Origin of the sequence: Haloarcula sp. 1CSR25-25, from assembly GCF_032027985.1 — an archaeon.
In the GTDB taxonomy this organism is placed as follows: Archaea; Halobacteriota; Halobacteria; order Halobacteriales; family Haloarculaceae; genus Haloarcula.
On record NZ_JAHYBW010000002.1, the window covers coordinates 776,091 to 795,747 of the forward strand.

Genomic DNA, 19,657 nt, shown 5'->3' on the forward strand with positions numbered 1-19,657 from the left:
TGTGGCATAGACATACCCGTGTCGGCGACGTAGCCCGTTCATGGACTTGCCCCGGCACCTCTCACAGCACGACCGGGCGGCGCAGTTGCCGCTGGTCACCGAGGACGCGCGGGTGACGCTCGTCGAACCGATGGACCGCAACCGCAACAACGAGGTGTTGTCGGCGGTCCGCGACCAGGTCGCAGCCGTCGGGGACCGGTCGTGGGTGGCGGCCGCACGGGACGGGTCGACGATACGGTGGCCGGCGCTGCTCGACCGCGTTCGTGACGCGGGGGCGTCGAAACGAAGGCTCGCACGCATCGAGACGCTGGCCGAGCGCTTCGACCGCCCCTATCCCTCGCTGCTGCGACTCCGTGTCAAACCCGACGTGGACCTCGACTTCGCGCCCGGACAGTACGTCACGCTCAGGCTCCACGACACGCCGCGGGCGTACTCGCTTTCGAACTCGCCCAGCGAGGACGAACTGGAGTTTTGCATCCGGCTGGTCCCCGGCGGGAAACTGACCAGCGGGCTGTTCGAACGCGTCGACGTGGGCGAGGCAGTCGTCGTTCGCGGGCCGAACGGCGACATGGTACTGGACCCGCCGTCGAGCCGGGACATGGTCTTTCTGGCGACCGGGACCGGCGTCGCGCCGTTCAAAAGCATGATCGACTACACGCTCGAACAGGGCCGGGACGTGGTCGACGGCGAACCCCGCGATATCTGGCTGTTTCTCGGCTGTGGCTGGGAGGACGACCTGCCCCACCGGACGCACTTCCGACGACTCGACGCCCAGTACGACCACTTCCATTTCGTTCCGACGCTCACGCGCGAACCGCTGTTGACCGAGTGGGAGGGCGCGACTGACTACGTCCAGTCGGTGTTTGTCAGCCACGTGGCGCGGGACGCGCTGGCCGGCGCGGACCTGCCGGCACGGTTCGACTCTGTGCGGGACCACCCTCCTCAGTCCGGCGTCGACGCCCGCATCGACCCGACGAACGTCGAACTGTACGCGTGTGGCATCAGCGCGATGGTATCGACGCTGGTCCGGGCCGCCCGAAGCGTCGGGGTGCCCGACTCCGAGATGCAGTACGAAGGGTTCGGATAGCTACAGCACGCGCTTGCCGAAGGCGCTGGCGACGAGTTCACAGCCCAGTTCGGCGGTGCGGTTGTGTTCGTCGAGAATCGGGTTCACCTCGACCATCTCCATCGAGCGCAGCTGGTCGTGGTGTTCGGCGACGTACTCCATCGCGATGTGGGCCTCACGGTAGGAAACGCCGCCCCGAACCGGCGTCCCGACGCCGGGCGCTTCCGTCGGGTCGAGCCAGTCGAGGTCGAGCGAGACGTGTATGCCGTCCGTTCCGTCGGTCGCGATCTCCAGTGCTTCGTCGACGACCTCCGGTGCGCTCCGGGCGTCGATATCCGACATCGTGTACGCCGTAACGTCACTGTCCGCTATCAGGCGGCGCTCCCCGTCGTCCACGTCCCGCAGGCCGACGATGACGACGTTTTCCTCGCTCACTGCCGGTGTGTGGGCCCACTCGTGGTCGGCGAACGCGCCCAGACCGAGGACGGCCGCCAGCGACATCCCGTGGATGTTCCCGCTGGGCGTCGTCTCTGGCGTGTTGAAATCGCCGTGGGCGTCGAACCAGATGACGCCCAGGTCCTCGTCGTCGCGGGCTGCGCCGGCGATGGTTCCGATTCCGATGGAGTGGTCGCCGCCCAGGACGAGCGGAACACGCCCTTCCCGGAGGGTCGCGTCGACCGCCGTCGTCACGTCCTCACAGACCTCCCTCGTCTCCCTGAAGAACTTCGCGCGGCCGCTCTCCAGGCCGCCGGCGTCGGGGTCACGCTCTTCCGGCCGGGGCACGGCGATGTCGCCGCCGTCGACGCAGTCGATGCCAGCACTCGCCAGTTGGTCGGCGAGGCCGCCGTACCGTATCGCCGACGGCCCCATATCGACGCCACGCCGGTCGGCGCCGAGGTCCATCGGGACACCGAGAACCCGAACCTGTCGTTGCATACTGTCGCCTCCACGGGCGACGGATAAAGACCCAGCGTTGAGAGGGCGACAGCCAGCGGTTTCCTACGTGTACGGCGCACAGACCAGTTCGATGCCCTCTTCGAAACTAATCTGGGGCTCCCAGCCTGTCGCCTCGTGCATCCTCGAGAAGTCAGCGCAGGTGTCGTGGACGTACACGTCCTCGGGAATCGGGTTCGCGACGTACTCCGGCTCGATGTCCGTTCCGAGTTCGTCGTTCAGCATCTCGACGACGGTGTTGAAGTCGTAGGCTTCGCCGGTACCGAGGTTGTACACGCCGTTCAGTTCGTGTTCGGCGGCCAGGACGAGTCCCCGGACGATGTCGTCGACGTGGGTGAAATCGCGGGTCTGCTCGCCGTCGCCGTACAGTTTCGGCGCGTCGCCGCCGGCCAGATCGTCGGCGAACTGGGCGATGACGTTGGCGTACTCGCCCTTGTGTTCCTCCGCGCCGCCGTAGCCCTGATACACCGAGAAAAAGCGCATACCGGCCAGCGTGAGGTCGTAGTGGTTCTGGAAGTACTCCGCGTACGTCTCCCGGGCCATCTTCGAGGCCTCGTAGCCGGTGTTGACCGTGACGTCCATGTCCTCCGGCGAGGGGTCGGTCCGGCTGCCGTAGATGGAGGACGTCGAGGCGTAGACGACGGTGTCACAGCCGTCGTCCCGGGCCTGTTCGACCGTGTTGACGAACCCTTCGACGTTCACGCGGGCCCCGTGTGTCGGGTTGTCCTCGTGCATCGCATAGGAGGAAAGCGCTGCGAGGTGGAACACGACATCAACGTCGGTCGGCAGGTCGTCCGCGAGGACGCTCCGCTCGACGTACTCTACGTCTTCTGATACGTTCTCCGGCGTGCCGAGGTAGCCGTTATCGAGGGCGATGACCTCGTTTGTCTCGGCCAGTTTGTTCGCGAGGTTCGCCCCGATGAACCCCCCACCGCCAGTCACCAGGACGCGCTGATTTTCCATATCTGTGTCAGGTCGTCGGTGGAATAAAGTACTAACGTTTTCCGCGATTCTAAGGCGGTTCTAGACGGTTTACCGTCGCATTTAAGGACGGCTATACCGAACAACAGATTATGTCATCTATCGAACTGACACCCAGTCAAAAGAACATTCTGCAGGAACTGGTAAATCTCTATCGGGAAAGTGAAAGCGCCGTCAAAGGCGAGGACATCGCCGAGAAGGTCGACCGGAACCCGGGCACGATCCGAAACCAGATGCAGAGCCTCAAGGCCCTGCAGCTGGTCGAGGGCGTCCCCGGCCCCAAAGGTGGGTACAAGCCCACCGCCAACGCTTACGACGCGCTCCAGATTCAGGACATGGACCAGGCCGCGGAGGTCCCCCTGCGCCACAACGGCGAGCTTGTCGAACACCTGAACGTCGAGGAGATCGATCTGACCAGTGTGCACCACCCCGAAGAGTGCCGCGCCGAAATCCAGATTCAGGGGTCTATGTCCGAATTCCACGAGGGCGACTCGGTGACCGTCGGCCCGACGCCGCTGTCGAAGCTCCAGATCATCGGCACGCTCGAAGGCAAGGACGACACGAACAACAAGCTCATCCTCGCTATCGACGACATGCGGGCGCCGGCGGGCGAGCCGGAACACTAGTACGTGTCACCAGTCTTTTAGATTGTTCTCCTGCGGTCGCCGGGGCCCCCATCATAGCGCCCCTGTCACGATTATTTCTGTAGAATTCTCCCCACGGAGAGGGATTTCAAAGGGTTTGTATCAGTCGGTTGCTGAGTCACCTGTATGACAGAGAACGTGGTCGTGCTCGGTGCAGGGTATGCAGGTGCGGGGGCAATCAAGAGTTTAGAGGACGAACTGGACGGTGGGGCGGACGCCGATGTCACCTGGATCTCCGAGACGGACTATCATCTGGTCTTGCACGAGTCCCACCGGTGCATTCGGGACCCGAGCGTCCAGGAGAACATCGCGATTCCCGTCCACGAGATCAAACAGCCCTCGACCGCGTTCATCCAGGACGAGGTCGTCGGTATCGACACCGACGCCCAGGAAGTGGCTCTCGCCGAGTCCGACACCGTCGAGTATGACTACCTGCTGGTGGGGCTGGGCTCGCGGACGGCCTTCTTCGGTATCGACGGTCTCAGAGAGCACGCGCTGACGCTGAAGAGCCTCGACGACGCTCTGGCGATTCACGACGCCGTCCAGCAGGCCGCTCGTGAAGCTTCCCAGAACGACCCCGCGCAGGTCGTCATCGGCGGCGCTGGCCTCTCGGGTATCCAGACCGCCGGCGAGGTCGCGGAGTTCCGCGACGAACACAACGCCCCGATTGATATTCACCTCGTGGAAGGACTCGATAACGTTCTCCCCAACAGTGACCCGGAACTGCAGGGCGCGCTGCGCAAGCGACTCGAAGCCGCCGGCGTGAACATCGAGTGCGGTGAGTTCATCGGCGAGGTCGACGAGGAGACCGTCTACATCGGCGACGAGGACGAACTGGACTACGACGTGTTGGTCTGGACGGGCGGCATCACCGGCCGGGAGTGCATGCACGATGTCGACCTCGACAAGGACGAGCGCAACCACCGCGTCCACGCGGAGGGGAACTTCCAGACCGACGACGAGCGTGTTCTGGCCATCGGCGATTCGGCACTCATCGACCAGCCGGGCGACCAGCCCGCGCCGCCGACGGCCCAGGCCGCCTGGCAGGCCGCCGAGGTGGCCGGCGAGAACCTGGCTCGCGCAGTCCGGGGCCAGCCACTGAAGACCTGGACCCACAAGGACAAGGGCACGGTCGTCTCCGTCGGGGAGAAAGCCGTGGCCCACGACGTGATGAACGTCCCAATAGAGACGTTCGGCGGGATGCCGGCGAAACTGCTGAAGAAAGCCATCGCCGCCCGCTGGATCAACGACGTGACCGGCATCGGTCGGGCCGCAAAGGCCTGGCCCGACATGTAGAGAAGACCTTTTTACTACAGGGGGTTTCCTCGCGCCTGCGGCGCTGTGGGAACCCCCTGTAGTAAAAAATCTACGCTAAAAACGACCTCCGAGTCGCGCTCTGGGAGCGCGCTCGGAGTGAAACCGCGCTCGCTCCGCTCGCGCGGTATGCTATTTCTACCGCGCCACGACTGCAACCGAATCCGGAGTCCCGACTGTTCCTACCACTGTACTGCACCGCTGACTACAACAGCGGCCGCTCGCGGCTAACGGGCGTAGAGAACCCTACCGGTCGATAGATAGACCGGCGTGCCAGCCGTCGGCGTCGGCCTCCTCGACAGCGGCATCCATTTCGGCGAGATACGAGACGGCGAGACTGGCGCATTTCGCTGCTTTACGCTCCCCTTCGGTGCGGAACTCGCCGGTGACGCGGTTGGCGTACACCGTACAGACAGCGCCGGCCCGCAGGCCGTACAGGTTCGCGAGCGTGAGAATGGTCGCGGCCTCCATCTCGAAGTTTTGGACGCCGGCTTCCTGCAGCGCCGCGATACGTTCGTCGCTGCCGCTGGCCTCGAACCCCTCGAACCCGGCGCGCGACTGGCCGGCGTAGAAACTGTCCGTCGAGCAGGTGACCCCGAGGTGGTAGTCGTAGCCGAGTTCCTCGGCGGCGGCGACGAGCGCCGAGACGACGCGGTGGTCGGCGCTGGCGGGATAGTCCTCGCGGATGTACTCCTTGCTGGTGCCCTCCTGTCGCACCGCGCCGGTCGTGATGACGAGGTCGCCGATGCTGGCTTCTTCCTGGATGGCCCCACAGGAGCCGACCCGGATGAACGAATCAGCGCCGACGCGGGCCAGTTCCTCGAGCGCGATAGCGGCCGACGGGCCGCCGATGCCGGTCGAGGTTACCGAGATGGGCGTTCCTTCGTGGGTGCCTGTCGCCGTTCGGTACTCGCGGTGTTCGGCGACGACCTCGTGGTCGTCCCAGTAGTCGACGACCTTCTCGACGCGCTCGGGGTTGCCCGGCAGCAGGACGCTGTCGGCCACGTCCGACTCGCTCACCTCCAGGTGGTACTGTACGTCGTCGTTCGGGTCTTCGCTGTCGCCAGTCATTTGTCGAGGTGGTCGCTGGTAATCGTGTTCGGCAGGAGTTCGCCGAGTTCGTACACGGCCTGCTCGTCGCCGTCGGTGATGATTTCGAACGATTCGTCGCAGAACTCGGCGAACGTCTGGCGGCACATCCCACACGGGGTGACGCCGTCGCGCTTGCCCGAGGTGACGGCGACGCGTTCGAAGGACTGATGGCCGTCGCTTACTGCCGCGCCGATGGCGACTTCTTCGGCGTGCAGGCTGTTGCTGTAGTTGGCGTTCTCGATGTTACAGCCGGTGTAGACGCTGCCGTCGCTCGTTTCAAGCGCCGCGCCGACGGTGTACTCCGAGTACGGAGTGTAGGCTGCATCCATCGCATCTCTCGCCGCGTCGAGGAGGTCTTCCATGCACTGGGCGTCGGCGGGCCGCGTAGAAATTCTGTCGGTCTCGGGGTCAGGCGTCAGCGGCACCGACAGCCGCGACGGCGTCGCGGACCGCCTGCGTGGTTTCCGCGACCAGCGCGTCGATGTCGTCGCTCTCTGCGTACACCCGAACGTACGGTTCGGTGCCGCTCGGGCGGACGAGCGTCCACGACCCGTCGTCGAATGAGAGCCGGACGCCGTACTCGGTGGCGACGTCGGCCTCAGGGAACGCCTCCGGCAGGCTGGATTCGAGTCGACCCATCGTCGCGGCTTTGGCGTCGTCGGGACACTCGACGCTCACCTTCTCGTAAGGCCGTTCGGAGACGACGGCCCGCCTGTCGGCGACGCTCTCCGCGGCGAACAGACGCGTGAGCACGGCCGCGCTGGCCACGCCGTCTATCCAGCCGCCGAAAGCGGCGTGGATGTGCTTCCAGGGCTCCGCGGCGAAGACGACCTCCGTTTCGTCGGTCGCGTCCGCGCGGACGTCGGCGATGCCCACGTGGAGCGAGCCGAGGTGGATGCGCTCGACGCGGCCGCCGGCGGCCTCGACCCGCTCGTCGATACGGCCGGAGGCGTTCGGCGTCGTGACGACGACCGGGTCCGAGACGTCGGCAGCGCGCGTGTAGTGCTCCGCGAGCATCGCGAGTATCGTGTCCTCGTGGACCACGTCGCCGTCGGCGTCGACGACGACGATGCGGTCGGCGTCGCCGTCGTGACCGAAACCGAAGTCGGCGTCCGTCTCGGCGACGAACGTCCGGAAATCGGCCAGCGTCTCCGGCGTCGGCTTGCTCTCCCGCCCGGGGAAGGTCCCGTCGACGTTCGCCTCCGTCGCCAGCACGTCGGCTCCGAGTTCGCGGATGACCTGTGGCGTTGCCACGCTGGCCATTCCGTTCCCGCAGTCGACAGCGACCGTCAGTCCCGACGGGTCGTCTCCGAGTGACTCGGCGTAGTCAGCGACGGCGGAACGGTAGTCCTGGAGGTAGTCGACCGACTCCGTATCGCCCCAGTCGCGCCAGGTCGCCGGTGTGGTGCCGTCCTCGATTTGTCCTTCGATGCGCGTCTCGTCGTCGTCGCCGTACTCGGTGCCGTCGGCGAACACCTTGATGCCGTTGTCCGTGGGCGGGTTGTGGCTCGCGGTAATCATCACGCCGTGACGGCCCTGCGAGGCGTAGGCCAGCGTCGGCGTCGGGACGCGGCCGATTCTGACGACGCGTGCGCCAGCGCTCTGGAGGCCGGCGGCCATCGCATTAGCGAGGGCTGGCGAGGTCACCCGGCCGTCGTACCCCAGCACGAACGTCTCGCCGTCCCGGCCAGTAGCCTGTCCGACTCGCAACGCGAGGTCCGGCGTCACCTTCGATACGACAGCACCGCGGATTCCCGCCGTCCCGAACAGTTCCATACCGGCGATGCGGAAGCCGACCGTATAATTCTCTCGTTCGCACGTCAGTTCGGGGTTACCGGGGCGGACGGTCAGTCGGGACCTGCGGTTAAGATCTGATGCAGACGGCGTAGAAAATACCGCGAACCGGCCGGCTTACAGCAGTTCGTCGAAGTCGTACCCGTTGATATCGACGCCCTCGGCGGTGACGTCGGCGAGGTAGATACCGTTGCCGGAGCCGGTGTCGCGCTCGGCGGCGGCCTTGATCGAGGCGGCGGCGACTTCCTTGGCCTCCTCGTTGGTCATGTCCTCCTCGTAGCGGTCTTCGAGGGTCCCGTATGCGACGGTGAGCCCGGAGCCGGTGACGGTGTAGTCGTCTTTCATCACGCCGCCGGCCGGGTCGATAGAGTAGACGTGGTGGCCGTCGTCGTCGACGCCGCCGAGGATGGGGTTGATAGCGAAGAAGGGGCCGCCGCGGGCGAAGTTGCCGGCCAGCGTCGAGAGGCCCTTCATCGTGATGTCCTCGCCGCGCCGGGCCTCGTAGAGGTTGACCTCGGCGCGGAGCGTCCGGATGAACGACTGTGCGCCGCCGACGCTGCCGACGAGAGTTAGCGCTGCCGTGGGGTGAATCTGCTCGACCTTCTGGACGTTCTTGTTCGAGACGAAGCGACCGCCGAGCGAGGCGCGCATGTCCGTCGCGATGACGACGCCCTCGGACGTGCTGATGCCGATGGTGGTCGTCCCGGTCTTGTTCACCTTCTCCGAATCCTGTGTGGACTGTTCGGGGAGCTCACCGACTTCGGGCGCGTACGGGTCGCTCTGGAACTCGTCAGCAGTCTGGGGTCCAGAAAGGTCCGGCCCCGGAGTCATGTCTCGCATTACCGTCTGATACTGGTCGGGCGCTGATAAAACCTCTTTTCCTGGTGAGCCTGACCGCCATCACCGCGGTCAGGCGTCAGTCGGCTGTCCCTTACGCGCTCGCCTGGTCGTAGGCCTCGTTGAGTCCCGACACGGCCCGGTCCATCGGCAGTCGGAAACCGAACCGCTCCGTGACCATCGCCACCGGAAGCAGCATGATGCCCAGCAGCAGGGTAAGTTGGTACAGTGCGAACAGCGTTGCGGAGTACAGTCGAGCTACCATCTTCCTCGGTCCATCCAGAGTGGGTCTAGTATATAAGTCTTGCCGCCGCGTTTCAGTTCGTTATTATCGATAGTGAAGAAACAACGGGCCGCTGTCTTGCGGTTTGCCGAACTACCCGAGAGACCCGACCGACAGCCGAACGGTACCCCGAACTGACATAACGGGAGCGTGTGTCAGGTGGGTGGTTCGCATAAGTTATAGAGATAGTAACGGTGACGTGCGCACCAGGGGCGAATCAAAACTATCGAATAGTCGGGCCCCGAGAGGGACAGTATGAACTACCTCGTGGCGATGGAAGCAGCCTGGCTGGTTCGTGACGTAGACGACATCGACGACGCTATCGGTGTAGCAGTGAGCGAAGCGGGGAAGCGGCTCAACGAGGCCGAGATGGACTACGTCGAGGTCGAAGTCGGCGCGACCGGCTGCCCGGCCTGTGGCGAACCGTTCGACTCGGCGTTCATCGCGGCCGACACGGCACTCGTCGGACTGGTACTCGAGATGGACGTGTTCAACGCCGAATCCCCCGAGCACGCCCAGCGGATCGCCAAGAGCGAGATCGGCGGCGCGCTCCGGGACGTCCCGCTGAAAGTCATCGAGGTATTCGAGACCGAAGCCGACGAAGACGAGGCCGAAGCCGAAGCGTAGTCCGTGCACCCTCTGAGTCGCCCACCTCGGTAGCCGTGGGCTTTTTATATTACCACAGGTAATTAGCGAACATGGACTTACCGACGCCACAGGACCTGCGGGAGCGCCGCAACGAACTCGGCTTGACCCAGAGCGAACTGGCGGAACGGGCTGACGTCTCCCAGCCCCTCATCGCTCGTATCGAAGGGGGCGACGTGGACCCGCGGCTGTCGACACTCCGCCGTATCGTGACCGCCCTGGAAGAGGCCGAGGGCGGCATCATCAAGGCACGTGACCTGATGAACTCCCCCGTCGTTGGCGTCGCGCCCGACGACTCCGTCCACCAGACGAAGGCCCTGATGGACGAGAAGGGGTACTCCCAGGTCCCGGTCATCCGGGACGGGGCACCGCAGGGCCTCATCGGCAACTCCGACATCCGCCAGCGCCCCGAGGAGAACGTCGGCGATCTTCCGGTGGCTGAAGTGATGAACGAGTCTATCGCGACTGTCGAACCCGACGCACCTATCGACGAAGTCGACGCTTACCTGAACCACAATGCCGCTGTGATGGTCGTCGAAGGCGGGGAAACTATCGGTGTCATAACCGAAGCGGACATCGCGCGTACGGTCAGCTAACTCCGATTCTCAGAAACGCAAACAGCGATAGTAGCTCCGTACTCCCCGTAGGAGGGGCTTAATAACGAAAACGGTGTCAGGGGTATATGTCTATTCTCACTAACGAGAGACATAGCGCAATGCCCAACCCCAGCGATCCACTGTATGCCGAACTCGAAAAGGCCCTCGAGAACGCCGACAACGAAGCGGCCAGATACCACATCCGGCAGGCCCTCCAGATACGTATCGCGGAGGAGACCGCCGGCAAGGACATCCTGTCCGCCTGACCCGGCCGACAGGGTCCTGTCCGAGTTTCGCGTCACTCACTCGGTGAGTTCGAGCCCGCGAACCGCGACCGCCTCGTCCCCGTCAGCCACTTCACCGACGACGCGGGCGTCCTCGCTGTCGCCGACGATCTCCTCGGCATCGGCCTCGGGTACCGCAGCGACGAACCCGGTGCCCATGTTGAACGTCCGGTGCATCTCCTCGTCAGTTACCTCACCTTCCTGCTGGACGAACTCGAAGACGGGCTGGGCCTCGAAGGGGTCCGTAATCGAGTACCGGTAGCTCCCCATTCGCGTGAGGTTCGTCCAGCCGCCGCCGGTGACGTGTGCGGCCGCGTGCGTTTCGCTGGCTCGGAGCGGGGCCAGCACCTCGCTGTAAATACGTGTCGGCGTCAGCAGCTCCTCGGCGATGGTCCTGTCGGGGTTCGGCGGGAACGGGTCGGTGTACTCGTGATCACGCGTGACCGCCTCGCGTGCGAGGGTGAGCCCGTTGGAGTGGATGCCCGAGGAGGGCCAGCCGACGATGGCGTCGCCGGGTTCGGCCTCGCCGGGGAAGACGGCGTCTTTCGGTGCCAGTCCGGCGCAGGTCCCGGCGATGTCGAGTCCCCTAATAACGTCCGGCATCACGGCGGTTTCGCCGCCCACGAGCGCCACGCCGGCCCGCTCGGCCCCCGTCCGGAGCCCCGCGCCGATGTCCTCGCTCGTCTCCTCGTCCGGCGTCTCGACTGCGAGGTAGTCGACGAACGCGACCGGTTCGACGCCGGTCGCGATGAGGTCGTTCGCGTTCATCGCGATGCAGTCGATGCCGATGGTCGAGTAATCGTCGACGGCCTCTGCGACGAGGAGCTTGGTTCCGACGCCGTCGGTCGCGAGCGCGAGGTACTGGTCGCCGATATCGACCAGCCCGGCGTAGTCGCCCTCGAACTCGCCGGCTGCGCCGATGAGCGCCTTCGTCGCCGCCTCGCTGGCGTCGATGTCCACACCGGTTTCCGCGTAGGTCAGTCCCTCCTCGCTGTCGGCGTCGTCCCCAGACTCGGACTCACTGTCGGTCATACCCGAGAGCGTGCGTGGCGCGGGCAAAAGAGCGTCGTTCCGCCGGAAGCGTCGCTGGCCGTCTCAGAGGACGAACAGGGCACCGACACCGAGCAGAATGGACGGAACCGCCACGGCGAGAAACACCGGCGTACTCCAGTCTCGGACCGTTCGGCCGTCCAGCGGACCGAACGGAAGCATGTTGAAGCCGGCAAGCAGGAGATTGATCTGCAGGCCCATCCGGGCGACCTCCCAGAGGAAACCACCCGTACTCGTCAGTACCGCTGCCACGAACGGGACGAGAAACGCGGCGGCGAGCGCGAGGTTCGTCACCGGTCCGGCGACGGCGATGAGTCCGTGTTGCTTCGCCGTGAGGCGGCCGCGGTGGACGACCGCACCCGGCGCGGCAAACAGGAAGCCGACGAGGCCGCCAAGGACGGCGAACCCGAGCATCCGATAGTCGGCTTTGAACGCGGCAATCTGACCGAAGCGGACGGCGACGACCTTGTGGGCCAGTTCGTGCAGCAGGAAGCCGACGCCGACTGTCAGCAGGCTGACCGCGAACGTGCTCGCGATTTCAGCCCCCGAGAGGCCGCCGAACTGGCCGAAGACGATGCGGCGGAACTCCCGTTCGAGGAAGAAGGTAAAGGCCAGTCCGAGCGCGAGCCAGGCGATGAGGAGGTCCCGGAGTTCGCGCCCGCTGAAGCTGAGGCCGCCGATGGTCCGGTCCGCGGTGGTTCGCTGTCGTCGACCCGCCATCAGAGCACCCCCACGAGTATCTGCGTTCCCTGACGGACACCCTGCCAGAGCAGCCGTGAGACGCCCTGCATCCCGCCGATGTCCGAGGAGATGTACGGGATCAACACCGGGAAGACGACGTAGGAGGCGACCGCGCTGCCGACGTTCGTCAGCGCGACGACGAGAATCAGCCGGAACAGCGGTACTTCTTGCATCCGGCTGACGAGGTCCAGCACCGGCGACTCCTGGTCGTTGAGTATCTCGTTGAGCGTCGCGATGTCGCTGATGTTGACGGAGATGTACCGGAGTTCGACGTAGCCCGCGAACCAGCCGGCCGCAAGCAGCGGAAACAGGCTCGTCAGCCAGCCGAAGGCCCCGGCGGCGAGTGCGCTCGACCAGTGAGCGCCGGCCACCTTCGCCAGCCCGCCGGCCAGGACGGCGTTGACTACCACCAGCGCGACGAACAACTCCAGCAGCACCGCCTGGCTCGCGCCGCCGAGGATGAGCAGGCCGAAGAAGGCCAGAAAGACGACGCCGAAGCCGTAGCCGACGAGCTTGTACAGCGACACGCGACGCCCACCTTCGGTTCCGGTGAGCGACTCCATCGGCGGGAGCGTCTCCGGGTTGTCGAGGTAGCGCTGGATGCCCTCGCGGTGGCCGGCCCCGACGACGGCGAGGACGTGATAGCCGGCCTCGCGGAGGGCGACGAGCCGGTGGGCGATGAACGCGTCGCGTTCGTCGATGAGCGCCTCCGCGCCGCCGGGGGAGAACTGACGGAACTCCTCTATCATCGCGCTGACCACGTCGGTGTCGGTCAGTTGCTCCATGTCGAACTCCTCGACGTCGGCCTCGCCGCGGAACCAGGTCAACAGCGCGGCGATGGGAATCCCGATTGCGGCCGAGACAGTACAGACGAGCAACAGGGTATCGAGCAGGCCCTCGACCGTGCCGGCGAGACCGCCCGGGATAACCCCCGAGAGGACCCCGCTCGGGACGATGAAGGGGCCACCGAAGGCCCCGGCGACGACCGCAAACAGCCCGCCGAAGACAGCGCCGACGGTCAGCCCGACGGTCAACGGCGGCCCCATCTCGGCCGCGAGACTGCCGACGAGCTTGAGCTTCTCGACGGCGGTCAGCCGTGCCCAGAACCGCTGGACGGTCGTCTGGATGTCCCGGTCGACGAGGGCCACGCCGAGGCCGAGGCGTTCGGCCGTGTCGATGCCCGCCTTCATGTCCGCGCCTGGCTCGATGTCGAATCGGTCGCCAAGCCGGGTCTGGATGTACGACAGCATCCAGTACGCGAGGAACTGGAAGACGGTGTTCCCGCGCAGGAGGTCGCTCGCATCGAGGTCGTCGGGCGTTTCGCCCTTGATCTGGCGGTACCGGCCTTCGTCGAGTTCCACGGCGACGATGTCGGGCTCGGACTCTTCGATCGCTGCTTCCACTTCCCTGACGCTGTGCTCGGAAACGTGGGCGGTTCCGACGACATCGACGCGTCCCGCCCCTGACGGTTCCGGGAACTCGTCTGCCGCCGACTCCGCGTGTTCGGTCATCATCCGCGTTACACATTCGCTTCCTTTACCCTTGTCGGGTCCGGCTGACCGCCGAGAAACTGCCGGGGAGGATAATGTCTGTGGCATTGTATGTCTTCGCCAGGCGGCGAAGCTATTACCGACTCTCGTGTTAATACAGCCACAGATGTCGTGGTAACTACAGGACGATGCCGTGATTCGTTGAAACCGATATATTCTACCGATTCAAAAGACTGATATGTATGGGGTCAAACCGTATCGGATATACAATGTATGACCTGACCGGATTCCAGCGGGATCTGCTGTACGTCATCGCGGGCCTCGATGAACCGCACGGGCTAGCGATCAAGGAAGAACTCGAAAACTACTACGAGAGCGAGGTCAACCACGGTCGACTGTATCCGAACCTTGACACGCTCGTCGAGAAGGCGCTCATCGAGAAGGGCGAACGCGACCGCCGAACGAACTTTTACACGCTGACCAAGCGCGGCCAGCGCGAACTCGACGCCCGGAAGGAGTGGGAAGCGCAGTACGTTTCCGCATAGCCGCGTTTTCCAGGCCCGTTCGACAGACTCAACCGGGGTGCTGGCAAACCTCGTGCCATGCCAACGGTACTGGACACCTATATCGAGAACCGCTGGATGGTCCAGCCCAACCACTCGAACCACCTGGGTTCGACCCACGGGGGGAACGTGCTGAAGTGGATGGACGAACTGGGGGCGATGTCCGCGATGCGTTTTGCCGGTGAAACCTGTGTCACCGCGCGGATGGACCAGGTCAATTTCAAGCGACCGATTCCCGTGGGCGACACGGCACTCGTCGAGGCGTTCGTCTACGACGCCGGCGAAACGAGTGTCAAGGTCCGGCTCCGAGCCGCCCGAGAAAACCCCAGAACCGGCGACGCCGAGTCGACGACGGAGTCGTACTCTGTGTACGTCGCGGTCGACGAGGACCGGAATCCGGTCCCCGTCCCTGACGTGACTACAGCCACAGACCGCGGTGAACGACTGCGACAGCGCGCCCTCGACGGGGAAGCAAAGCGCTGATACTATCGGCTGTAGTCACGAAGAATATCGCTACCCCGGAGTGGCGAATATCGTCACGAAGTCACAGCCAACAGTACGACCTTTATTCCGCTCCGCCGCCTACCACGACTATGACACTCGATGTCGAGACGCCAGCCCGGCCGGCGCTTTCCACCGGCGTCGCCGCCGACGAGTACGACGACGCGGACGTCCAGGGCGACGAGTACCGGCGCGAAGAGCTTGCCGAGGCCCTCGACGACGGAGCGTGGGAGGAAGCTTTCGAGGAATGGGCCGCGGACGCGTCGCTCGATGCCGACCAGTGGGCAATCGTTACCGACCTGGGACTCATCGAGGAGTTCGACTTCTTCTGGGACTCCTTCGCGGGCCGTGTGGGCTATCACGCCCCGGGCCTGCCCGAGGATTGGCGCGAGCGGGAGCTCCACCCGGACATCGAGTCCTGGGGCACTGTCTCGGGCATCAACGCCGGACTGACCGAGTTCGGACAGGTCGTCTGTGAGGTGCTGGCCGACGAGTACATCGACTGGGAGGCGGAGGAGGTCGGCGCGGACGACCTCCCGGACTTTTGAGTCATAGCGTTCGCATTACTCCAGCAACACGTCGTCCGGCCCGAAGGTCCCCATCCCGGTTCGGGGTCAGTCAGGGACCGGCAGCCTGATAACGACCCACGCGCTTGCACCAATATGGCTGAAATCGTCACCCCACGCAAACGCGAGTGCGAGCGGTGTGGGCGGGTCGACGAGTGGGACCCGGAGCGACACAGTTGGCGTATCGTCACCGACGACGGCACCAAACGGTCCGGCGACCCGCACTGTCTCCACGAGTGGGACATCAACGGCACGTTCAATCCACTGGCCGAGTGAGCGCTCGCTTTTCGGCTGTCACTTTTCCCACAGGCAGGCGTGTGGCTACCACGGGTCCGACGACGAGATCCCGAAAACAGTCTCAGTTAGGTCGGACAGCGACCGGTTGCAGTTAGATCGCTACGCTCCCGCTTCAGCGGCGTCCTCGCTCATCGGGGCGCGCGATTCGCCGCCCTGCTGAACCGATATCGGCTCCAGTTCGACGGTCGCGGCGGAGTCGTCCTCGCCGATGACCTGCCCTTCGGTGACATCGGTCGTGCCGGTAAAGCCGGTCCGGTTCCCGTTCTCGGCTCCGACCGCGGTGAACTGGTACTGGGTCTCGGCACGGACGCTCACGTTCGTGTACCCCTCGTCGGTGCCCCAGTCGTCGTAGCCGGTCGTCGAATAGGGAACGGTCATCTCGAAGTTCCCGTTCTGGTCGGTCCGGGTCTGCTGGCGGTAGATGAACGTCTTGTTCGTCGCCGGGTTGTACATCCGAACGGCGGCCCGAACCGTCGTGTTGGCCGGGCCGCTCCCGTCCACCGTCGCGCCGGGCACGCGCTCGAATATCTTCGTCCAGGCGGAGTGCTGGTACTGCGGACTGTTCGGGAACGCCTCTGTCTCGCTGGACCCGACGAGGCGGTAGTGCTCCATCGCCGGCACGCGTTCGCTGGGCGCGTCGCCGTAACCGCCGAGTTGCGAGGTTGCGTCCTCCTCGACGTACTGACGGGCCTGTTCGAGGGACTGGAACTGTCGGATGACCTGGCCCTGCTGTTGGCCCTCCGGTTCCTGCTCGTTGGTCGGCGCGCCGCGGTACTGCGCCCCCTGGCTGGTCTGCTTGTTCTCCCAGTCGATGACAATCGGCTGTGGCTCCGCGGCGCTGCCGTGGAACCGGTACAGTCGGGCGACAGTGGTCTCGTAGTAGGCCTGCCGCTGGAACGTCACCTGCTGGACACCGCCCTGGGACTGGATGTACAGCCGACTGTAGTAATCACTGGTCTGGGCCCCGTCGACGAAGGCCGGTGGAGCGAAGAACTTGCCACCGATGTTCCCGTTGGTCTCGGCCATCTTCCAGTCGACGGCGACGTACCGTGTCTTTGCGTCATCTTCGTCTGTTCTCTCGAGGATGTTGTTTGCCTGCGTCTCGTTCTGTGCGATCAGGAACGGCGCGGCCGTGTCCGTTCCCTGCTGGAAGGGGTTCGCGTTCGGAACGCGCTCGGCCCTGGTCGTAATCCAGTGCCCGTAGTCCCACCACGACAGAACGCCGTACTGACCCTCCTGGTAGTCGAAGTCGTCCTGTTTCTGATAGGTGCCGTAGTACTCGAGCGTCGCTTCACCGCCGGAGCCGTACGCCCCTTCCGCGGGCGTGTTCGCCTCCATCCACTGCATGCTCTCGTCCCAGCTCTGAATACTCTGGCCGGGCCCGGTCGAACCCGCCTCGACCGGCGTTGCGCCGAAGGCAAACAGCGGGACGACGATGACGAGAAGCACCGTGAAGACGGTCAAGACCTGATAGTACTCGATGCCGTCGTCGGCGCTGAAATCGAACCAGACGATGAACCGACCGACGAGCATTCCCGACAGCACCGCAATCGGCGCGACGAGATAGTAGGCGAACCGCCGCTGGGTGAACGTGGCGAGTAGAATAAACAGCGCCCAGACGACGACGAGTAGCTCCTCGGCGGGGGCATCGTCAGAGAGGAACTGCTTTCCGAGCAGGACGAGGCCACCGATTCCCGCGACGACGACTGCGAACCCGTGCCGGTCGAACAGGACGCCGGCGTTCCGGAGCGGCGAGGCTTCGCCGACGGTGCCGGCCGTCTCGCTGATGCTGAACCCGACGACCCGCATGACGTTTCGGCTGAAGAACTCCCACAGGCTCGGGGTCAGCACCGCCATCAGTACGGCCCCGAAAGCGAGGATTCCGAACACGGTCGCGGGGTACACGTACCGGCCGTACTCGCGTTGCTCCATGAACCGGGCCAGCCACGCCATGAACACACAGCCGAAGCCGACGGCCACCGCCAGTCCGGGCTGTAGCAGCGACTGAGAGGTTGCTGTGACTTCCAGGGCGGTGATCCGAGACGCACTCAGCACGGCTGCCGTCGCCATCGTAATCGCGCCCGCGATGGCCGTGTGTTCCGGGCTGCTGTCGTGGACGTATTCGAGGGAGAGCCGGATCAGGAAGAAGACACCGAGGATACCGAGCAGGAGTACACCGGGCGGCCAGACCCAGAGATACAGCGCAATCGCCACGCCGGCCAGCACGGACCAGCTGATGGTGTCACGCAGCGCGTCGATGTCCCGCTCTAGGAACTGCTCGTAGATCGGCTTGTCCCGCGCGGCGACGCTGACAGCCACCATGACGCCGAGGACCCCGAGCACCTGGAAGAGGGCTTCGGCGACGTGGTGGTCGGAGAACCCGACGAGGCTCCGCCGGAGGAGCGACCCCGTCGAGAACGCGAGCACGGTGACCGCGGTCACGCCGCCGATGCGGCCGCCGAGTCGCCGTCCGATGAGGTACGTCGGAACTGCCACCAGCGTCCCGAACACCGCCGGTGCGAACAGGACCGTCATCGCGACCGTCTGGTCGCTGGGCGAGCCCAGGCCGACAATCAGGGCCACCGTCGCGATTATCTGGTCGAACAGCGTTCCGAACTGCCCGTTGCTGGTGCCGTATGGGAACGCCGTCCACGGGTCAAACGGCATCGTCGAGGGCCAGTTGTTGACGACGTACTGCGTCGACCGGTAGTGATACCAGGCGTCGTTGCCGCTGAAAAGCACCTCGCCGTCGACGATGAAGTTCTGCCAACTCCGGACGCGATTCCACAGCATGAACCCGAGCAGTACCAGGAGGACCGGAATGTGGTACCAGCGCTCGGCCCACTCCAGGGCGGACTCGAGTTCGGGGTTGTCGTCAAGATAGCCCCGTGATTGACTCATTGCACGGAAAAACTGCCAAGGCGCGCATAAGCCTTTTGACCTCTGTACGAGGAAGTATGGAAACGCCTAACAGCACCGGTAGCCCACCACGGACTATGCGAGTCTCGGTCGTGCTCTGTACGCACACGATGGAGCGGTACGACGACTGCCGAGCGGCGGCCGAGAGCGTCTTGGACCAGACCTACGACGACGTTGAACTCGTACTGGTCTCGGACGGCAACCGGGAAGTGTACGAACAGTACGAGTCCGAATTCGGTGGCCGAGACGACGTCCTGACCCACTGCAACGACGAGAACGTCGGCCTGCTGGAGAGCCGGAACAACGGGGCCGAAGTCGCCACGGGTGACGTGGTCGCGTTCATCGACGACGACGCAATCGCCGATGAGGGGTGGGTCGCGGCGTTAGTCAACGCCTACGAACGGCACGACGCGCTCGCGGTGGGCGGACGAATGACGCCAGCGTGGGTCGCCGGCAAACCCAGCTTCCTGCCGGCGGAGTTCTACTGGCTCATCGGCGTCACCCACCGCGGGTTCGGGCCCAACGGCGACCCCGACGAACCCGGCGTCGTGCGCAACACCTTCGGCTCGAACATCTCCTTCGACCGGGACGTGTTTCTCGACCTGGGGGGCTTCGATGACGACATCGGCGGCCGCCAGGGCGAGAAGAACCTCCAGGGCGGCGAGACGGAACTCTGTGCCCGCCTCCGAACGGAGTACGACGAAGGGGTGTACTACACCCCGGACGCGCTCGTCGCACACAAGATATTCGACTACCGGACCGACCCCGGGTGGCTCGTGGACCGCGCGTTCTGGCAGGGGTACTCAAAGCGCGGGATGGAGGTGTTCGTTCCCGAATCGACCGGTGAGGAGTCCGACTTCCTCGGCGACCTCCTGCTTCGGTTCGTTCCGTCACGTCTCCGCGGACTCGCCGACTCCCCGTCGCTCGGGGCGGTCCTGCAGCTCGTCTTCCTGTTTCTTCTCACCGGCAGCGTCGGCGTCGGCTACCTCTACGGGATGTACGTCTGGCGGTAGCCGCGGGGCTCCGGAACGCTGTCGGCT

The 19,657-nt window shown here is 64.9% G+C and carries 22 protein-coding genes; 11 read left to right on the top strand and 11 right to left on the bottom strand.

Annotation, left to right across the window (positions count from 1 at the left end):
• The first annotated feature begins 40 nt into the window (after window positions 1–40).
• A complete protein-coding gene (locus KZ498_RS09135; RefSeq protein ID WP_312618378.1) occupies window positions 41–1,087 on the top strand; it encodes an FAD-binding oxidoreductase in 1,047 nt (348 codons plus the stop codon).
• Here KZ498_RS09135 and rocF read toward each other — a convergent pair whose 3' ends face one another.
• Both rocF and KZ498_RS09145 read right to left on the bottom strand, forming a co-directional pair.
• Window positions 1,088–2,002 carry an arginase gene (rocF, locus tag KZ498_RS09140; protein WP_312618379.1) on the bottom strand — a complete coding sequence of 305 codons (915 nt, stop codon included), beginning with the start codon at window positions 2,000–2,002 and terminating at the stop codon, window positions 1,088–1,090.
• Between the two features lie 63 nt (window positions 2,003–2,065).
• Window positions 2,066–2,983, bottom strand: a complete 918-nt coding sequence (locus tag KZ498_RS09145) for an NAD-dependent epimerase/dehydratase family protein (RefSeq protein ID WP_312618380.1) — start codon at window positions 2,981–2,983, stop codon at window positions 2,066–2,068.
• A 110-nt stretch (window positions 2,984–3,093) separates the two neighbouring features.
• Between KZ498_RS09145 and KZ498_RS09150 the strand changes: the two genes are divergently transcribed.
• On the top strand, window positions 3,094–3,627 hold the full coding sequence (locus KZ498_RS09150; protein ID WP_312618381.1) for an Rrf2 family transcriptional regulator: 534 nt from the start codon (window positions 3,094–3,096) through the stop codon (window positions 3,625–3,627).
• Between the two features lie 144 nt (window positions 3,628–3,771).
• Entirely contained in the window at window positions 3,772–4,941 is a 1,170-nt protein-coding gene (locus KZ498_RS09155; protein ID WP_312618382.1) for an NAD(P)/FAD-dependent oxidoreductase, read from the top strand.
• A gap of 264 nt (window positions 4,942–5,205) precedes the next feature.
• Here KZ498_RS09155 and KZ498_RS09160 read toward each other — a convergent pair whose 3' ends face one another.
• The 5 genes from KZ498_RS09160 to KZ498_RS09180 form a co-directional block, all read right to left on the bottom strand.
• On the bottom strand, window positions 5,206–6,030 hold the full coding sequence (locus KZ498_RS09160) for a nucleoside phosphorylase (protein WP_312618383.1): 825 nt from the start codon (window positions 6,028–6,030) through the stop codon (window positions 5,206–5,208).
• On the bottom strand, window positions 6,027–6,413 hold the full coding sequence (gene cdd, locus KZ498_RS09165) for a cytidine deaminase (RefSeq protein ID WP_396276110.1): 387 nt from the start codon (window positions 6,411–6,413) through the stop codon (window positions 6,027–6,029). Before cdd ends, KZ498_RS09160 begins: the two co-directional genes overlap by 4 nt.
• A gap of 46 nt (window positions 6,414–6,459) precedes the next feature.
• Window positions 6,460–7,827, bottom strand: coding sequence for a phosphopentomutase/phosphoglucosamine mutase (locus tag KZ498_RS09170; RefSeq protein WP_312618384.1), 1,368 nt, complete (start codon window positions 7,825–7,827; stop codon window positions 6,460–6,462).
• Window positions 7,828–7,962: 135 nt separating this feature from the next.
• Window positions 7,963–8,685, bottom strand: coding sequence for an archaeal proteasome endopeptidase complex subunit beta (gene psmB, locus KZ498_RS09175; RefSeq protein WP_312618385.1), 723 nt, complete (start codon window positions 8,683–8,685; stop codon window positions 7,963–7,965).
• 91 nt (window positions 8,686–8,776) lie between these two features.
• The gene (locus KZ498_RS09180) at window positions 8,777–8,947 is read right to left on the bottom strand and encodes a hypothetical protein (protein WP_312618386.1); all 171 of its coding nucleotides are present in this window, start codon (window positions 8,945–8,947) and stop codon (window positions 8,777–8,779) included.
• A 273-nt stretch (window positions 8,948–9,220) separates the two neighbouring features.
• Between KZ498_RS09180 and KZ498_RS09185 the strand changes: the two genes are divergently transcribed.
• The 3 genes from KZ498_RS09185 (at window position 9,221) to KZ498_RS09195 (ending at window position 10,472) form a co-directional block, all read left to right on the top strand.
• Window positions 9,221–9,592, top strand: a complete 372-nt coding sequence (locus KZ498_RS09185; RefSeq protein WP_137682236.1) for a DUF555 domain-containing protein — start codon at window positions 9,221–9,223, stop codon at window positions 9,590–9,592.
• A gap of 71 nt (window positions 9,593–9,663) precedes the next feature.
• A complete protein-coding gene (locus KZ498_RS09190) occupies window positions 9,664–10,206 on the top strand; it encodes a CBS domain-containing protein (protein WP_312618387.1) in 543 nt (180 codons plus the stop codon).
• 119 nt (window positions 10,207–10,325) lie between these two features.
• A complete protein-coding gene (locus KZ498_RS09195; protein WP_396276111.1) occupies window positions 10,326–10,472 on the top strand; it encodes a hypothetical protein in 147 nt (48 codons plus the stop codon).
• Window positions 10,473–10,508: 36 nt separating this feature from the next.
• Here the strand turns inward: KZ498_RS09195 and purM are convergent, their stop codons facing one another.
• The 3 genes from purM to KZ498_RS09210 all read right to left on the bottom strand — a co-directional run bounded on the left by purM (window position 10,509) and on the right by KZ498_RS09210 (window position 13,792).
• Window positions 10,509–11,522 (bottom strand): phosphoribosylformylglycinamidine cyclo-ligase, encoded by a 1,014-nt coding sequence (gene purM / locus KZ498_RS09200; RefSeq protein ID WP_312618389.1) that lies wholly within the window; start codon window positions 11,520–11,522, stop codon window positions 10,509–10,511.
• A gap of 63 nt (window positions 11,523–11,585) precedes the next feature.
• Window positions 11,586–12,260: a metalloprotease gene (locus KZ498_RS09205; RefSeq protein WP_312618390.1), complete on the bottom strand. Its 675-nt coding sequence runs from the start codon at window positions 12,258–12,260 to the stop codon at window positions 11,586–11,588.
• Entirely contained in the window at window positions 12,260–13,792 is a 1,533-nt protein-coding gene (locus tag KZ498_RS09210; protein ID WP_312618391.1) for a TraB/GumN family protein, read from the bottom strand. Before KZ498_RS09210 ends, KZ498_RS09205 begins: the two co-directional genes overlap by 1 nt.
• A 248-nt stretch (window positions 13,793–14,040) precedes the next feature.
• Between KZ498_RS09210 and KZ498_RS09215 the strand changes: the two genes are divergently transcribed.
• The 4 genes from KZ498_RS09215 to KZ498_RS09230 all read left to right on the top strand — a co-directional run bounded on the left by KZ498_RS09215 (window position 14,041) and on the right by KZ498_RS09230 (window position 15,677).
• Window positions 14,041–14,316, top strand: a complete 276-nt coding sequence (locus KZ498_RS09215; protein ID WP_004515723.1) for a PadR family transcriptional regulator — start codon at window positions 14,041–14,043, stop codon at window positions 14,314–14,316.
• Window positions 14,317–14,373: 57 nt separating this feature from the next.
• Window positions 14,374–14,817: an acyl-CoA thioesterase gene (locus KZ498_RS09220; RefSeq protein ID WP_312618392.1), complete on the top strand. Its 444-nt coding sequence runs from the start codon at window positions 14,374–14,376 to the stop codon at window positions 14,815–14,817.
• A 110-nt stretch (window positions 14,818–14,927) separates the two neighbouring features.
• A complete protein-coding gene (locus tag KZ498_RS09225; protein ID WP_312618393.1) occupies window positions 14,928–15,383 on the top strand; it encodes a hypothetical protein in 456 nt (151 codons plus the stop codon).
• Between the two features lie 114 nt (window positions 15,384–15,497).
• The gene (locus KZ498_RS09230) at window positions 15,498–15,677 is read left to right on the top strand and encodes an HEWD family protein (RefSeq protein ID WP_312618394.1); all 180 of its coding nucleotides are present in this window, start codon (window positions 15,498–15,500) and stop codon (window positions 15,675–15,677) included.
• A gap of 120 nt (window positions 15,678–15,797) precedes the next feature.
• Here KZ498_RS09230 and KZ498_RS09235 read toward each other — a convergent pair whose 3' ends face one another.
• Window positions 15,798–18,599 (bottom strand): oligosaccharyl transferase, archaeosortase A system-associated, encoded by a 2,802-nt coding sequence (locus tag KZ498_RS09235; protein ID WP_312618395.1) that lies wholly within the window; start codon window positions 18,597–18,599, stop codon window positions 15,798–15,800.
• Between the two features lie 95 nt (window positions 18,600–18,694).
• Between KZ498_RS09235 and aglG the strand changes: the two genes are divergently transcribed.
• On the top strand, window positions 18,695–19,630 hold the full coding sequence (gene aglG, locus KZ498_RS09240) for a glucosyl-dolichyl phosphate glucuronosyltransferase (protein WP_312618396.1): 936 nt from the start codon (window positions 18,695–18,697) through the stop codon (window positions 19,628–19,630).
• Window positions 19,631–19,657 lie beyond the last annotated feature (27 nt).

Bases quoted from the DNA above. Each gene is read 5' to 3' on its own strand.
- KZ498_RS09135 (WP_312618378.1), top strand. From the start codon at position 41: ATGGACTTGCCCCGGCACCTCTCACAGCACGACCGGGCGGCGCAGTTG.
- rocF (WP_312618379.1), bottom strand. From the start codon at position 2,002: ATGCAACGACAGGTTCGGGTTCTCGGTGTCCCGATGGACCTCGGCGCC.
- KZ498_RS09145 (WP_312618380.1), bottom strand. From the start codon at position 2,983: ATGGAAAATCAGCGCGTCCTGGTGACTGGCGGTGGGGGGTTCATCGGG.
- KZ498_RS09150 (WP_312618381.1), top strand. From the start codon at position 3,094: ATGTCATCTATCGAACTGACACCCAGTCAAAAGAACATTCTGCAGGAA.
- KZ498_RS09155 (WP_312618382.1), top strand. From the start codon at position 3,772: ATGACAGAGAACGTGGTCGTGCTCGGTGCAGGGTATGCAGGTGCGGGG.
- KZ498_RS09160 (WP_312618383.1), bottom strand. From the start codon at position 6,030: ATGACTGGCGACAGCGAAGACCCGAACGACGACGTACAGTACCACCTG.
- cdd (WP_396276110.1), bottom strand. From the start codon at position 6,413: ATGGAAGACCTCCTCGACGCGGCGAGAGATGCGATGGATGCAGCCTAC.
- KZ498_RS09170 (WP_312618384.1), bottom strand. From the start codon at position 7,827: ATGGAACTGTTCGGGACGGCGGGAATCCGCGGTGCTGTCGTATCGAAG.
- psmB (WP_312618385.1), bottom strand. From the start codon at position 8,685: ATGCGAGACATGACTCCGGGGCCGGACCTTTCTGGACCCCAGACTGCT.
- KZ498_RS09180 (WP_312618386.1), bottom strand. From the start codon at position 8,947: ATGGTAGCTCGACTGTACTCCGCAACGCTGTTCGCACTGTACCAACTT.
- KZ498_RS09185 (WP_137682236.1), top strand. From the start codon at position 9,221: ATGAACTACCTCGTGGCGATGGAAGCAGCCTGGCTGGTTCGTGACGTA.
- KZ498_RS09190 (WP_312618387.1), top strand. From the start codon at position 9,664: ATGGACTTACCGACGCCACAGGACCTGCGGGAGCGCCGCAACGAACTC.
- KZ498_RS09195 (WP_396276111.1), top strand. From the start codon at position 10,326: ATGCCCAACCCCAGCGATCCACTGTATGCCGAACTCGAAAAGGCCCTC.
- purM (WP_312618389.1), bottom strand. From the start codon at position 11,522: ATGACCGACAGTGAGTCCGAGTCTGGGGACGACGCCGACAGCGAGGAG.
- KZ498_RS09205 (WP_312618390.1), bottom strand. From the start codon at position 12,260: ATGGCGGGTCGACGACAGCGAACCACCGCGGACCGGACCATCGGCGGC.
- KZ498_RS09210 (WP_312618391.1), bottom strand. From the start codon at position 13,792: ATGACCGAACACGCGGAGTCGGCGGCAGACGAGTTCCCGGAACCGTCA.
- KZ498_RS09215 (WP_004515723.1), top strand. From the start codon at position 14,041: ATGTATGACCTGACCGGATTCCAGCGGGATCTGCTGTACGTCATCGCG.
- KZ498_RS09220 (WP_312618392.1), top strand. From the start codon at position 14,374: ATGCCAACGGTACTGGACACCTATATCGAGAACCGCTGGATGGTCCAG.
- KZ498_RS09225 (WP_312618393.1), top strand. From the start codon at position 14,928: ATGACACTCGATGTCGAGACGCCAGCCCGGCCGGCGCTTTCCACCGGC.
- KZ498_RS09230 (WP_312618394.1), top strand. From the start codon at position 15,498: ATGGCTGAAATCGTCACCCCACGCAAACGCGAGTGCGAGCGGTGTGGG.
- KZ498_RS09235 (WP_312618395.1), bottom strand. From the start codon at position 18,599: ATGAGTCAATCACGGGGCTATCTTGACGACAACCCCGAACTCGAGTCC.
- aglG (WP_312618396.1), top strand. From the start codon at position 18,695: ATGCGAGTCTCGGTCGTGCTCTGTACGCACACGATGGAGCGGTACGAC.